Origin of the sequence: Roseovarius sp. AK1035, assembly GCF_003288315.1 — a bacterium.
In the GTDB taxonomy this organism is placed as follows: domain Bacteria; phylum Pseudomonadota; class Alphaproteobacteria; order Rhodobacterales; family Rhodobacteraceae; genus Roseovarius; species Roseovarius mucosus_A.
On the sequence record NZ_CP030099.1, the window covers coordinates 1,493,615 to 1,507,181 of the forward strand.

Annotated in this window: 13 protein-coding genes; 7 read left to right on the plus strand and 6 right to left on the minus strand. The window is 58.7% G+C overall.

The window, feature by feature from the left end; translation table 11 throughout:
- Nucleotides 1–66 precede the first annotated feature (66 nt).
- Nucleotides 67–1,038: a glycosyltransferase family 2 protein gene (locus tag RAK1035_RS07100; RefSeq protein ID WP_008281452.1), complete on the plus strand. Its 972-nt coding sequence runs from the start codon at nucleotides 67–69 to the stop codon at nucleotides 1,036–1,038.
- Here RAK1035_RS07100 and RAK1035_RS07105 read toward each other — a convergent pair.
- From RAK1035_RS07105 to fliF, 6 genes are all read right to left on the minus strand, one after another.
- Entirely contained in the window at nucleotides 1,035–3,281 is a 2,247-nt protein-coding gene (locus RAK1035_RS07105) for a glycosyltransferase family 2 protein (RefSeq protein WP_008281453.1), read from the minus strand. The genes RAK1035_RS07100 and RAK1035_RS07105 overlap by 4 nt on opposite strands.
- Nucleotides 3,278–4,324, minus strand: a complete 1,047-nt coding sequence (locus RAK1035_RS07110) for a glycosyltransferase family 2 protein (protein WP_112303066.1) — start codon at nucleotides 4,322–4,324, stop codon at nucleotides 3,278–3,280. Before RAK1035_RS07110 ends, RAK1035_RS07105 begins: the two co-directional genes overlap by 4 nt.
- Nucleotides 4,325–4,492: 168 nt before the next feature.
- Nucleotides 4,493–5,230, minus strand: coding sequence for a flagellar type III secretion system pore protein FliP (fliP, locus tag RAK1035_RS07115; RefSeq protein ID WP_008281455.1), 738 nt, complete (start codon nucleotides 5,228–5,230; stop codon nucleotides 4,493–4,495).
- Complete coding sequence (locus RAK1035_RS07120; protein WP_008281456.1) at nucleotides 5,230–5,526, minus strand: FliM/FliN family flagellar motor switch protein; 297 nt, start codon at nucleotides 5,524–5,526, stop codon at nucleotides 5,230–5,232. Before RAK1035_RS07120 ends, fliP begins: the two co-directional genes overlap by 1 nt.
- On the minus strand, nucleotides 5,526–6,113 hold the full coding sequence (locus RAK1035_RS07125) for a hypothetical protein (RefSeq protein WP_008281457.1): 588 nt from the start codon (nucleotides 6,111–6,113) through the stop codon (nucleotides 5,526–5,528). The genes RAK1035_RS07120 and RAK1035_RS07125 overlap by 1 nt, the downstream gene beginning before the upstream one ends.
- Nucleotides 6,113–7,720, minus strand: a complete 1,608-nt coding sequence (gene fliF, locus RAK1035_RS07130) for a flagellar basal-body MS-ring/collar protein FliF (protein ID WP_008281458.1) — start codon at nucleotides 7,718–7,720, stop codon at nucleotides 6,113–6,115. Before fliF ends, RAK1035_RS07125 begins: the two co-directional genes overlap by 1 nt.
- A gap of 121 nt (nucleotides 7,721–7,841) precedes the next feature.
- On the opposite strand from fliF, the gene RAK1035_RS07135 reads away from it, so the two are divergent.
- From RAK1035_RS07135 to RAK1035_RS07160, 6 genes are all read left to right on the plus strand, one after another.
- Nucleotides 7,842–8,345: a flagellar basal body-associated FliL family protein gene (locus tag RAK1035_RS07135; protein WP_008281459.1), complete on the plus strand. Its 504-nt coding sequence runs from the start codon at nucleotides 7,842–7,844 to the stop codon at nucleotides 8,343–8,345.
- 11 nt (nucleotides 8,346–8,356) lie between these two features.
- Nucleotides 8,357–8,752, plus strand: a complete 396-nt coding sequence (locus RAK1035_RS07140; RefSeq protein WP_008281460.1) for a DUF6468 domain-containing protein — start codon at nucleotides 8,357–8,359, stop codon at nucleotides 8,750–8,752.
- A 56-nt stretch (nucleotides 8,753–8,808) separates the two neighbouring features.
- Nucleotides 8,809–9,351, plus strand: a complete 543-nt coding sequence (locus tag RAK1035_RS07145; protein WP_050775760.1) for a MotE family protein — start codon at nucleotides 8,809–8,811, stop codon at nucleotides 9,349–9,351.
- A gap of 70 nt (nucleotides 9,352–9,421) precedes the next feature.
- Nucleotides 9,422–10,291 carry a flagellar motor stator protein MotA gene (gene motA, locus RAK1035_RS07150; RefSeq protein ID WP_008281462.1) on the plus strand — a complete coding sequence of 290 codons (870 nt, stop codon included), beginning with the start codon at nucleotides 9,422–9,424 and terminating at the stop codon, nucleotides 10,289–10,291.
- Complete coding sequence (locus RAK1035_RS07155; RefSeq protein WP_008281463.1) at nucleotides 10,288–12,570, plus strand: hypothetical protein; 2,283 nt, start codon at nucleotides 10,288–10,290, stop codon at nucleotides 12,568–12,570. The genes motA and RAK1035_RS07155 overlap by 4 nt, the downstream gene beginning before the upstream one ends.
- A 286-nt stretch (nucleotides 12,571–12,856) precedes the next feature.
- Nucleotides 12,857–13,564: a lytic transglycosylase domain-containing protein gene (locus tag RAK1035_RS07160; RefSeq protein ID WP_037297957.1), complete on the plus strand. Its 708-nt coding sequence runs from the start codon at nucleotides 12,857–12,859 to the stop codon at nucleotides 13,562–13,564.
- The last annotated feature ends 3 nt before the right edge of the window (nucleotides 13,565–13,567 follow it).

Below are 13,567 nucleotides of genomic sequence, written 5' to 3' on the forward strand. Positions count from 1 at the left end.
TGGGGATGCTCACATTAAGATGTAGGTAAAACAAAGCCGCCAGACGGCGCGCGCAAAGAGGCGAACATGAGCACAGAAACCTATACCGTCGTCTCGACGATGAAGAACGAGGCGCCCTATATCCTCGAATGGGTGGCGCATTACAAAACGCTCGGTTTCGATCATATTCTTGTCTGCACCAATGATTGCACCGATACGACGGTCGAGATCCTGCGGCGATTGCAAGAGATGGGCCATGTCACGCAACATGACACGGTCGTGCGCAAGGCGGGCATTCATCGGAGTGCCCTGCGGCAGGCCAGCCGCCGCTATGATATTGTGCTGAATGCCTCTTGGGTTTTTGTGTGCGATGTGGACGAATTCCTGAATATCCATCTTGGCGACGGCTCGGTTCGGGCGCTGGTCGCGGGGTCTGGCGCGGATGCGGATGTGATTTCAGTGCCGTGGCGCGTGTTTGGTCCCGATGGTGTCGAGCAGTTCGCGGATAAACCCGTCACTGAACAATTCACCAAGGGTGAATATGAATGGGACGCCGAGGCGCGGCCCAATACCGGCAAGTTTGTCAAATCGCTCTACACCAACCAGCACAAGTTTCAACGGATGGGCCTGCATGCGCCGGTGTCGCGTGACGAGCATGTTGCGACCACGCGGCGCGTCCTGCCCGGCGGGATTGATTATGTTGTGAACGGGCTTCGCACCGACAATCCGCCTCTTTTTACGCATGCGCAGGTTAACCACTATGCGTTGCGCTCGATGGAGAGTTTCTTGGTCAAGCGCGCACGCGGGCGGGCCAATCATTCGCATCACGTTCTGGGCAAAGAGTATTGGGACAAGTTCAATCTGAACGATGAAACCGATACGTCGATTACGCGCTACAGCGAACAGACCTCTGAATGGCTGGAGCGTTTCAAGCGTGATCCTCAATTGGCTGACTTGCACGCCAAAGGGGTCGAGTGGCACCGGCGCAAGGCGGCGTCATTGCGGATGGACCCGGATATGGACGAGCTTGTCTCGGCGATTGAGGCTGACCTGGGTTAGTGCGCGGTATCGCCCTGCAAATCCACGGTAAAGAACCATTCTGCTGCGGGGTCGCGTAGGGCGATTTCGTCAGGAATAACGCCTGGACCAGAGAGAAAGACATTCGATCCAAAGTGACCATGCAACCGCGACAGATGTTCCATGCGGGGGCTGGTCAATTCTGCGAAAAAATTGCTGTAATTCTCGGTGGCGCGCAATTCGTCTATCTTGGCCCTGTGACAGGCAACCGAATGGTGATGCGCGGCGGCAATCTCGGGGTCCTGCATGAGCCGGTCAAGTTCTGCCTGCATCTTGGCAAGGCGCGGTTGAATCGAAAGATCTTCTTCGAAGTTGTTGTTCATGCGAAACCAGTAGGCGAGGCCCTGATCGCGGTCCACATGGTTGACGCGGCCTCTGTCACGCTTGACCAGAAAACTCTCGGCAGATCGGACGGCGTAGTGATTGAGCTGCACGAGATCATAGCCATAGGTCTCGATCGTCGAGCGCCAGCCGTTGCGATACATTTCGCGAGGCAGGGGTTTGCCCGACCCATTGACCCAGTTGATCTCTTCCCAGAGTTGGGGGTTGAGTCCCTTGGGTCGATGCACACCTAGTTTCTTGAAAAGGCCGATGTTCTTGAAAAGGGTCTTAAACCCCCAGGCCTGATGCGGCTTGCGTGCAAATTCCGGGGCGCAGCGCAGGAACTGTTCGGTAATGGGGCGGTCGACATAGTCCCGCACATCGCCATTGCCAAAAAGCCGCCAGGTCATCGCGATCATATTGGCCTCTGGCACCGCCTCAAACAGCGCATCAAGCGTGCCGTCGCCTGTTTTGATGTTGATGTATTCATCCACGTCGATGCAGGTGATCCAGGTGGCGGATTTGATCAGCGGTTCGCTTTCGGCCGATTGCAACGCAGCGTGTTGCGGGGGCATGTCCATTTCGCGAAAGCGGTTGTCGCGGTGCTGCACGTAACCTTTGCGCTCCAACAGGTGCAGCATGGTGTCCGTGCCGTCGGTGCAGTCGTTCGTATAGACAAGGATATCGTCAAACCCGACAGCGCGATGATAGGCCAACCATTCGAGAATGAAGGGTCCCTCGTTCTTCATAGTGGTGACAATTGCGGCGCGACCGCGCCCGCCATGCACCGGATCAGGTGCGATTTCGGGCATGCGAACGGGAGTGTGCTCGAAATAGGATTGCGCGCGCTCTAGCAGGGGCGGATGCTCGATCAGCGAGGATTTCGGCACGATCCGTGAAATTGATCCCGTCGGATGGCGCAGTGCCATATGCCGATAGAACCCCTGCGTGCGCGCCGCATCGGGGCGTGCATTGCCCACTCGCAACAGGCGCCAGACCGCATCCTTGGGCAATTTCGACGGGGCAAGGCACCAGCGTTGTCGCCCACCGCCCGAGTCGAACTGAACGCAGCTATGATCGGCAAAGCGCGTCGGCTGACCACTGCGCACGCGCCAAGGATAGCAATGCCGCCCGATGAGGGTGATAAGCCCCCCCCGTGCGGCAACGGCGCTGTCAAAAATCGTCTCGGGCCCCGTTGCCACAAGATCGTGCACTTCGATATTGGCCACAGCACGGGCCTCGGCCAAAAAGCGGTGGCGGGCAATTTCGTAGTAACTGAGCGCGGCGAGGGGCGAATCCCAAGGGGAGGGTGGGGGGATTTCCATCCGGTCTTTGCCCGGTGCCTCTGGCACACAAAAGGGATGGGCCTCGGGTGGCGCGTCAGGATAACCGAGCGGCTGATCGCTTGTCAGCAGGATCACTATGATGTCGAGCCCGCTCTCTCGGAGACCGTCCCGAAGCGCGCGCGCAAACTCCGGATCTGTTCCGGGGCGCGCCCGGTCAAGGATCACCGCACCAGTCATGCGCTGCTGATCAGCATGGAACGAAAGCCAGGTCAGAACTGTGGCGGCATCCTCTCCGTTTCGCACGGCGGCGATGGTGTCTCGCCCCTCCATCAGCGTGAATTCGGCCTCGGCGGGCATCACATCTATCACGCCTTTGGGCGTCTGGAACGCCAGACGACCTTCGGGAGCGGAATAGACAAGGATGGGCGCACCGCCCACACTCATTTCCGCTTGCAACACGGCACCCTTTGGGGGCTGTATCTGGGCTGGTTCAACCTTGGGGGCAAAAAAGAGCGTGACCCGTCGCTCGCCCTCGTGGCGCGTTTCGACGGCATCGAGCAGGACAATCCCCTCACGCGTTTGGCCCGCCATACGACGTTCGATCACTTGCCCATTCATGTTTCGGCGTCACCTCTGGCCATTAGCATCTGTGCCGTTAAAAAGGCACGCCCTTCTTCGGCCGAAGGGGGGGTGCTATCGGTGAGAAACCCTACTCTGAATGCCAGCCGAACGGCGTCGATATCCAGCATCAGCGCTTGGTAGCGGCTAGTATGCGCCGAGAGGCAGGCCGCATGCGCCGCGGCGACACCCGGAAGGGCCATGAGCCTCTCGAATTCTTGCCTTGTATGGCTCATCATGGGCAAAATCTCTGGTGCGTCGACGGTATTCCAATTGCGTTCTGCCCAGTAAGCGATCCCGATTTCGCGGTCCATATGATTGGGCAATCCGCGGGCACGTTTGAGCATGAATTCTTCGACCGAGCGCAAAGAATAATGGTTGAGCCAAGCCACAGGTGGGCCGTTAACTGCACCATAAAGCGAGATGGCACTGTCATTGGCCGCGAACCCCTCGGTCAGGCGCTTGCCGTCTGGACCTATCCAGGATGGGACGTGACGCTGACGCACGCGCGGGCGGTGGACGCCGGGCTGCCGAAAGGCCGCAGGCCGGTGCAGTGTCTTGAAGAGATGAGCGAGCGGGAAATGCAAATCAAACGGTGCTGCGCGGGTGAAACGCTCTGGTGTCAGGCCTGCACTGCGCTGTTTGTGACCGCCATAGCCGAACAATCGCCATGGCAAGGCGAGGGCGTCGAATGGGCCTGCCTGCCTTTCGTAATCCGCAAGCAACTCGCGGAGGTTGTTGAAACGGCCGCAAAGAAATTCGTCACAATCAAAAAAGAGCGCCCAATCGGCATTCTTGTAGCTTTCGCTATCGCGCAATTGGCGCAACGCTTGCCATTGCACGGATTTGCCACCCTTCGGGGCAAAATCCAGATGCACGATCCGTGGGTCCTGGGCCAGTGCTTCCAGCAGTTCCGCGCTGCCATCGGTGCAGTCATGGCTGCAAACCAGCATGCGGTCAAAGCCGAGCATGAGATGGTGCGCAAGCCACTCTACGATATAGGGGCCGTCATCGCGTAGACAGGTCATTCCCAGAATATGCAATGTTGTCCCCTGCTGTCTGCCTCTTGTGGTCGGCGCGCTGGTGGACACTATAAACGGGCCTGCAGATCAAAGTCACCCAATGGGCGCTGCACAATTGAAAATTCTCTGTTCGTGTCGAGTGCAGGTGGCATGATGCATGCGCAGCGCGGCGCAAATCGCGCAAGCGCGCTACAGATAGCCGCGTACAAGGCTCTCGGCGATCAGCGTCCAGCCATCGGCGATAACAAAGAACGCAAGCTTGAAGGGCAAAGAGACGATGGCAGGCGGAACCATCATCATGCCCATCGACATCAGGATGGCCGCAACCACGAGATCAATGATCAGAAACGGTAGAAATACCAGAAATCCGATCTGAAAGGCGCGCGCGATTTCCGAGAGCATGAAGCTTGGAATGAGAATTGAAAGCGGCGCGTCCGGTCCTGCGGAGAGGGTGGTCGTCTCAGGGCGCAGGGCGGCTATGGTTGCCAAAGTGTCGGGGTCGACACGGCCCAACATGAACACGCGGAACGGTGCCAGCGTCCGTTCAATGGCCAGATCAGGGGACAAGCGTTCCTGTAACAGTGGTTCAATCCCAGTCTCCCAGGCTTGGGTAAAGACCGGCTCCATCACGAAGAAGGTAAGAAAGAGTGCGAGGCTGACGATCAGCATATTGGGCGGGGATTGTTGAAGACCGATCCCTTGCCTCAGGATCGATAGGACCGTGACGACAAAGGGGAAGCACGTGACCATAATGGCAATCCCAGGCGCGAGGCTGAGCACGGTGATCAAAGCGATCAGTTGCAATGTTCGTGCTGAGAGTGAGGCGTCATCGCCCAAAGACAGGGTCAGATCTTGTGCCGGAGCACCGGTGGCAAGCGCTCCTAGAAAGAGGGTGCTCAGTCCGATGAGGATCAGACCAGACTTCATCACAACCCGTCCTGCAAATTCGCAACTTCGGTCACGCGCACGGCAATCTGCCCCTGTTGATCGCCGGCCAGCTCTTCGAGTTGACCGCGCGCTATCAGGCGCTCGCCGACATAGAGTTCGACCGCATCGTCAACACGCCGGTCGAGAACCAGAACGGCGTTCTTGCCAAGTTTAAGAAGGTCTCTGATCAGCGGGCGTGCCTTGCCGACTGAAACCGTGATCTCGATCGGGACTGACGAGAACGGGTTTTGCAGATCGTTGACGTGGGTTTCATTGCCGCCAGTTTTGTTATCCATCACGCCACTATCCTTTGATTTTGCTGAAAGAAACCGGATATCGCCTGCTCGATCCGAAGCAGGACATCCGGCATGTCAAGAGCGCGCTCGCTCTCGCCCAGGCGCACGCAAACCTGACCGCTTGCCAAGGTTGGATCCTCTGTCAGGGTGCAGGCAAGGTCGGGTATTTCGGCGCTGAGGCGGCGCAGGATTGCAAGATCTGCCGGACCGGCGGCAATCTGCAAAGGCTGACGCCCATTGGCTTCCAGCAAGTCGTGCAGAATTTCGATCACATGCGGGATCAGCATCGCGTGGCTGACCGGTGGCAGAACCGTTTGGGTGATTTCCTGCAAAAGTTGCTGCATCGCGCCCATGATCGCGGCATGCACCTCTTCATAGGTAAAGCTGATGTCTTGCAGGTTTTGGACAAGATCGGCGGTGATCCTGCGCCCGTCGTCTACCTGTGATTTCACACAATCTTCCCAACCCGCCTGATACCCTTTCTCAAAGGCTTCTAGGCGTTCTTCCTCGAGCGAGACATCCGTGATCGCGATAGGCTTACCCTGAGTGAACGCGCCAAATTCGTTCAAAAGATGTGTGATCGACATCAGGCTCTCTCCTCTTCAGCTTCCAGCCAGTTGCGCAAGATCTCGACGGTTTCCTCTTGGCGTTGGCCGATCAGCGCGCGCAAGCGTGAGACCGGATCGTCTGTGCCCCCATCAAGACGCGGGCGCAGAGAAATCTGAGGTGCCTCAGACACGTCGGACAGGCCTGCTACGTCGATGTCGCCATCCTCGATTACGCCGGAGAGGGGGGTGAGTGCGGGGTCTTGTACCGGGGCGCGCCGGATTGGGGCGCTCAGTTGTGGGGTGGCCAGAGGGACGGGGCGCGAGAGAATCGGACGCAGCACAAAAAGGCCAAGCACAAGGGCCACGATGGCTAGAACCAGCGATTGCACCAAGGTCATTGTGTCGATCGCAAGGCGCTCAAGTAACCCCGCTTCGACCAGAGTGCCGGTGGGCGCTGATGGTTCGAATTGCAAGGTGCGAATCGTGAGCGCGTCCCCGCGCGTTTCATCAAGACCCACCGCAGAGCCCACAAGATCGCCGAGCGCGGTCAGCTCCTCTTCGGGGCGCGGCGCAAAGATTGGCGTGCCGCTCGCGTCTGGAGTGGTGATCCCGTTGATCAGGATCGCAACGGTCATGCGCTTGATGGCACCGGGTTGCTGGATGACTTCGCGCTCTGTGCTGGACACCTCGTAATTCACCCGTTCGCGTGTCTCGGTGTTCTCGCTGGCCGACGTCGCTGCCGCTGCCGCATCCCCATCTGGTAGGTTCGAGGCAACCGTGACGCCATTGTCTGTGCCATTTGAGGTGTTCGCGCGCTCTTCGGTATCGGTGCTGATGGCAACACGCCCCTCGGGATCAAACCGTCTCTCGCGGGTTGATTCGGTTTGCGTCACCGTTTCCAGCGCAATCTCGACGACCGCATTTCCATGCCCGACACGCGCCTCGAGCAGACGTTGCGCGCGCAGGCGCAGCCCCTCTGCCCGTTCATCGGCGGTGTTGGTCTTGGCTTCTTCGGCACCGCTGAGCAATGTCCCCTCGGCATCAATAATGGACACATCATCAGGCGTAAGATCAGCCACAGCAGAGGCGACGAGGAATTGTAGCGCGCGCGCATGTTTGGCAGAAACTGCGGCCCCATTGGTGCTGACCGAGACCGAAGCGGACCGATGCACATTGCGTTGAAACGGATTGGCACCGGTCGACGCGATATGAACTCGGGCCGCCACAATCGCAGGATGCGAGACGATGGTCCGGGCCAGTTCGCCTTCTTTGGCGCGCCAATAGGCGGCGTCGAACATCTGTGATGTGGTGCCAAAGCCAGACAATCCATCCAGAAGCTCATACCCGCTCGTGCCCGACCTCGGGAGCCCCTCGCCCGCGAGGATCATGCGCAGCTCATCCCGACGTGTCGAGTCGACAAGAATCGCGTCGTTGCGCACTTCATATGTGACGCCTTGCTGCTCGAGGGCTGCGACAACCTCGCCCGCCGCGCTGCTTTCTAGGCCTGCGTAAAGCAAGGTCATGCTGGGCGTGGACGCCATGCGCGCAAGGGCCAAAACCGCCCAGAACATCACAAATGCCGCGCCGATGACGATGATACGATTGCGCAGGGTCAGCGCCTGCCAGAGCCTTGTGATCTGCTGCATTGCATGTCCTCCGGTACTTTTGTTCGAGTAATGTTCCGAAGTCATCATTCCCGCATCAGGCTTAACAATCGGTTAGTTTCTTTGGGTTTATAAGAGTTTATCGACAACAGGATGGGTGATCATGCCAGAGACCGGAGACACAGAGACGGCACCCGAGGCGAAGCCGTCAAAGAGACCGCTGATGATTGGAATTGTCTTGGCGCTCTTGGGCGCGGCGGCGGGGTTTTACACCATGTGGTCTGGTTTGATTCCACTTGGCGGGGGACACGGATCTATTGCCCAGGGGCCCGCTGCGGGGGCTGCGGCGTCTGACATGCCGATGGGTGATCTGGTCTTTGTGCCGGTGGTGCCCGTGGTTGTCTCAGTCGGGCAAGGGGCTGCGCGATCACATCTCCGGTTCGCCGCTGAGCTGGAGGTGAAGGCCGCCCATAAATCCGACGTCGAAAACCTGATGCCGCGCATCGTCGATGTGACGAATACCTATCTGCGCGCGCTCAAACTTGCCGATATCGAAGACGCGCAGTCCTTGATCCGCCTGCGGGCGCAGCTCTTGCGCCGGATGCAGGTTGTAACAGGTGAGGGCCGCATCAACGATCTATTGATCATGGAATTCGTGTTGAACTGAGGAGCGCATATATGGAAATGATTGCGGATATCCTGCTTGTTGCGGGTGCGATTGGGGCTGGGGTCTATTGCTTTGTGCTGGCCCGGCGGCTCAACCACTTCAACGATCTCGAAACCGGAATGGGCGGTGCTGTGGCAGTGCTTTCGGCGCAGGTAGATGACCTGACGCGAACGCTTCAGGCCGCGCGGCAAACGGCGGACGGATCAACACGCTCTCTCATCAGTGTTACCGAGCGGGCTGAAGATGTGGCCCGGCGGCTCGAACTCTTGGTGGCGGCGATGCACGATCTGCCCAATCAGGAAGTGTCGGCCCCGCCCCACAGGAAAACACCCGTCAGCCCCCCAACTGCCGATCCTGGCCCGGTTTTCAAGCGCCATCACGATCTGACGCCGGGGGCGACACCATGATCTGGCGATCCCCAACACACAAACCATCCGCAAGGTCGAGGCGTACGCGCGGTGTCTTGCTAATTCTCTCTACCTTTTTGGTCGCATCGGCGCTTTTGCGTTTCGGAGAGGGTGTCGGCAGGGCTTTTGCCCGCGCGCCAGAGGCGACAGAAGAAAGCAGCACACCATCCACGCAGTCCTGTGAGACGCCCGAAGATATGAAGGCTTTGCTTGACGCGCTGCAAGAGCGCGGGCGCATGCTTGAGGAAAGAGAGACGGCCCTGCGCAATCGAGAGCAGGTGCTCAAATTGGTCGAGCAAGAGGCCGGACAAAAGATTGCGGCCCTGACAACTGCCGAAGAGGATCTGCGCCGCATGATCGCTCTGACGGAAAGTGCCGCAGAGAATGACGTGGCGCAGCTGACCAAGGTTTACGAGTCGATGAAGCCCAAGCAGGCGGCTGCGCTATTTGAGGAGATGGACCCGGTCTTTGCCGCCGGATTTCTTGCGCGCATGCGCCCCGATGCTGCGGCGGATGTCCTCGCAGGGCTTTCGCCCGGAGTGGCGCATGGCATCAGTGTGATCCTTGCGGGGCGCAATGCCACCGCGCCGCGGCAATGAGAGCGGATCGTCAGGGTTTGTTAATCGGTTGGTGGCAGTCTCGGATCAGTGACTGCCTGCGGGGAACGGAATGGTCGGAATCATCGGGATTGTCGTAATTTTCGTCATGGTGTTTGGCGGCTATGTGGCCGCCGGGGGTAAGCTGGGTCTTATTCTCAAGGCGCTGCCGTTTGAGTTCATGATGATTGGTGGGGCGGCTGTCGGGGCGTTTCTCATCAGTAATGACGCGCCTGCAATCAAACACACGCTCGGGGATATCGCCAAGGTCTTCAAGGGTCCGAAATGGAAGCCGCAGGATTACCGGGATCTGCTCTGCCTCTTGTTCGAATTGATCCGTTTGGGTCGGCAGAACCCCATTGCTGTCGAAGAGCATATCGAGTCACCAAACGACTCTGCGATCTTCTCGAAATACCCCAAGATTCTGGCCGATGCAGAGGCCGTGGCCCTGATCAGTGATACGTTGCGCTCGGCCTCCATGAATTATGATGATCCTCATCAGGTGGAAGAGGTTCTCGAAAAGCGGATAGAGGCCAATCTTCACCATGCGTTGCACTCAAGCCATGCTTTGCAAACCATGGCGGATGGATTGCCTGCTTTGGGGATTGTCGCCGCTGTGCTGGGTGTCATCAAGACGATGGCGTCGATTGACCAGCCGCCGGAAATCCTCGGCAAGATGATCGGCGGCGCGCTGGTCGGGACCTTTTTGGGCGTCTTCCTCTCGTACGGGCTGGTCGGGCCCTTCGCGGCTAAGGTCAAGGACGTGGTCGAGGAGGATGGACATTTCTATCAACTGATCCGCGAAGTGCTTGTGGCCAATCTGCACAACCATGCCACCAATATCTGCATCGAAGTGGGGCGACAAAACACGCCTAATCACAAACGCCCAAGTTTCAACGAGTTGGAAGAAGCGCTGAAGTCTCTCAAACAGGACGCGGCATGATCCGGACTGTGACCATCTCGTTCATCCTGTCTTTATGGGCCGCCCCGATGCTTGCGCAAAACGTGGTGGTGCGCTCTGGCGAGCATGAAGGGTTCACGCGACTTGTGTTCGATTTTCCCGCGCGGCTCGACTGGCAGGATCATACCCGAGAGGATGGTATCACGATCACCTTTCCCGGCGATCACCCTACATTTGACCTGAGCCGAGTGTTTGATCGCCTCACCCAAGGCCGACTTGCCGGGATCGGCGCGCCAAAGGGGTCTGGGCAGCTGAATCTGACATTTGGCTGCGCCTGTACAACAAGAACGTTCTGGCATTCGCAATCCATGCTGGTGCTTGATATTCTCGCCCCTGGCACTGCCGAACCCTCTGCCGCGCGCCGGCCTCAGGCGCCCTTGGCAGAGCGCGCAACAGCTGATCTGCGAGAGCCTTGGAAAGCGCGGGCCGAGTCTTCGGCGGCCAGATTGGTAGCATCACGCCTTGCCCCGTTATCAGCCACGAGCAAAACCGCTGCGCCGCTGGGGCCGGAGGATGTGCTGCCGGCGGTGCGCCGCACCCTTCTGGCGCAAATCGCTCAGTCGGCTAATCAGGGGCTGGTCCAGCCGCTGCGCACGCCCGACTTGGGCAATATTACGCGGGCCCCCCAAAAGCCTTTGGCAACGGCGATCGAGATTGTGCCGTCTGGCGGCATGGCAACCGGTGCCGAGCCCCCATTGACCGAAAGCTTACCGTTGGCCACCTCTGGCAATCTCAGAGTGACAGGCACAATCGACCAAGCGCCGGGGCTGGCCTTTTCATCCGCGCTGTCCGATGCGGTCCAGACCGCGTGTTTGCCTGATTCCGTTCTGGACGTCGCAACCTGGGGGACGCAAAAGCCGCTAGCAGATCAGATCGGCACGCTCTCCCCTAGGCTTTCCGGTGAATTCGATGTCGTCAATCCAGAGGTCGCGCTTCAGCTGGCCCGCCTCTACATTTACTTTGGCTTTGGGCTTGAGGCGCGGCAGGTGGCGTCGTTAATCCCGGCCTATGCCGCGGAAATATCGGTTCTGCTCGATTTGGCATCGCTGGTTGATGATCCGGATGCCGCGTCCGCAACGCCTCGGCTCACAGAGGATCTGGGGTGCCATGGACGCAGCGCTCTTTGGGCCGCTTTGGCGCATGCGGAAATTCCCGAGGAAAAATTGCTGGATCATTCGGCAATCCTGCGTGGCTTCGCGGAATTGCCAGAGCATTTGCGCAGGCATCTTGGCCCGGCGCTTGCCCGCAAGTTGCTTGCGGCAAAGCATCGCGAAACATCGGACATGATCTTGCGAGGCCTTGGGCCGGCAGATCTTTCGGACACCGCAGGCGCAAAGATCGCAAGAGCCGAGCTTGCGCTGGCAGACGGTGATCTCAGCGCCGCCGACCAAAGCTTGCAAGGGTCGTTGTCAGGGAATGATGTGAACTCTGCGCCAGCCTTGGCAGCCCTGATCAACGCCCGGATATCAAGGGGGCAGGACATTGACTATGACACCGCACAACTTGCAGGCGCGCTCTACCAAGAGACCCGTGGCACGCCGATGGGTCAAGAGCTTGGGGGCGCCTATCTGCTGGCTTTGACCGCCTCGCGCTCTTACGCCGAGGCCTTTGCTGAATTCGAGCGCGTTTCGCCAGACTTGTCCCTCGAAAACGCCCAAAAAACGCGCCAAGAGATGCTGCGCCTGCTGGGCGCACAGGCCGATGATATAGAGTTTCTCCGGCAGATCTTGGGTGAGCCCAAGGAAAGTTTTGCAAGGATGCCCGCTGATTTAACCCGCGAGATCGCGCAGCGAGCCTTGACCTTGGGCTTTGCGGATGTGGCTGATGAGATTCTGAGTGTTGCATCGCGCTCGGTGACAGAGCCTGAACAACGGCTCTTAAGGGCGGAAATAGCTCTAGCTCAGGATCTCCCGCATCTTGCAGAGGCAGAAATCATCGGCCTTGCCTCGCCCGATGCTGACACCCTTCGCGCCCGCGCCCGGACTAGTCTTGGCGATTATGCCGGTGCAATGCGTTATGCCGAGGGCTTGCAAGATGAGGCCGCAAAGCAGCAGGCGGCTTGGCTTGCGCAGGATTGGCAAAGCCTTCTTTTGGCTGGTGATCCATCAACACAGAATCTGGCGCAGGCCATGACACAAGCCGCGCCAGACCAAGCTGGCGGGCTTCTTCAATTCAATCAAGCGTTGATTGATCAAAGCACTGCAACCCGAAGCGCCCTGAGTGCGCTCTTGGCGAGCACCGCTATTTCCGATCCCCCGTGACAATCGAATTTCTGGTTACCGAATCGCAAGAGTGATCGCGCAAGCTGACGCGCAGACATTCTGAAAACCTGGGGATCCGTTGTGAGAGAAATCCGGCGATGAGCCCTTTGATACACCGTGAATGGGAGTGCTTATGAGAGACCTTCTAACCGTGCGGTGGTTGCTCTGTATACGACATGCGTTCGGAAGTTTGGCGCGGCGCGCTCAGATCCGAGGCGGGCTGGCACCGGCCGCATGGTTCTTGACGTTTCTGTTTATTCTTTCTTTGAAGAAGCGTGAGGCACGCTTGAGCTGCCTTCTGCGCCAAGTGATCACCTCTGGCCTTCTCGGGGCAACACAGGCCTTTGCCGCGCCGGTTGATCTCTGCGATGACGCTGCCCGACACGCTGCGAGACATACCGATGTTCCCACGAATGTGCTGCGCGCCATTGCCAAGGTTGAAACAGGTCGCTCGGTGGCGGGCACAGTAAAGGCCTGGCCCTGGACCGTGAACATAGAGGGCAAAGGCTATTGGTTCGAGAGCGAAGAGGAAGCGCAGACCTTTGTGCGCGCCGCCTATATGCGTGGTGCCCGCAGTTTCGATATTGGGTGCTTTCAGATCAACTTCAGATGGCATGGCGCAGCCTTCGAGTCGTTCGAAACCATGTTTGATCCGATGGAGAATGCGCTTTATGCCGCAAGATTCTTGCAGGAGCTGCGGCGTGAAATGGGCAGCTGGGCTAAAGCGGTTGGGGCCTATCATTCCAGGCAGCCGCAACGCGCCCAAGGTTATCGCGACCGGGTCGAAGATGTCTATGCTGGGTTGGATGAAATGCGGTCTTCGGAGCCTGTGGCAACATCGCGCCAGCGACTTTCAGAGCCTGTTTTGTCCAGCAACGGCTATCCGCTGTTGCAACATGCGGATGGCGTCACGCGCTCGGGCTCTCTCGTGCCGATGGGGGAAACGCGGCGCTATGTAATCCGGCTCGATCAAACAGTTGCGGTGGGGTTCTAAGGC

Coding starts and splice junctions, on each gene's coding strand:
- RAK1035_RS07135 (WP_008281459.1), top strand. CDS start 7,842: ATGCCAGAGACCGGAGACACAGAGACGGCACCCGAGGCGAAGCCGTCA.
- RAK1035_RS07155 (WP_008281463.1), top strand. CDS start 10,288: ATGATCCGGACTGTGACCATCTCGTTCATCCTGTCTTTATGGGCCGCC.
- fliP (WP_008281455.1), bottom strand. CDS start 5,230: ATGAAGTCTGGTCTGATCCTCATCGGACTGAGCACCCTCTTTCTAGGA.
- RAK1035_RS07125 (WP_008281457.1), bottom strand. CDS start 6,113: ATGTCGATCACACATCTTTTGAACGAATTTGGCGCGTTCACTCAGGGT.
- RAK1035_RS07105 (WP_008281453.1), bottom strand. CDS start 3,281: ATGAATGGGCAAGTGATCGAACGTCGTATGGCGGGCCAAACGCGTGAG.
- motA (WP_008281462.1), top strand. CDS start 9,422: ATGGTCGGAATCATCGGGATTGTCGTAATTTTCGTCATGGTGTTTGGC.
- RAK1035_RS07100 (WP_008281452.1), top strand. CDS start 67: ATGAGCACAGAAACCTATACCGTCGTCTCGACGATGAAGAACGAGGCG.
- RAK1035_RS07120 (WP_008281456.1), bottom strand. CDS start 5,526: ATGGATAACAAAACTGGCGGCAATGAAACCCACGTCAACGATCTGCAA.
- fliF (WP_008281458.1), bottom strand. CDS start 7,720: ATGCAGCAGATCACAAGGCTCTGGCAGGCGCTGACCCTGCGCAATCGT.
- RAK1035_RS07140 (WP_008281460.1), top strand. CDS start 8,357: ATGGAAATGATTGCGGATATCCTGCTTGTTGCGGGTGCGATTGGGGCT.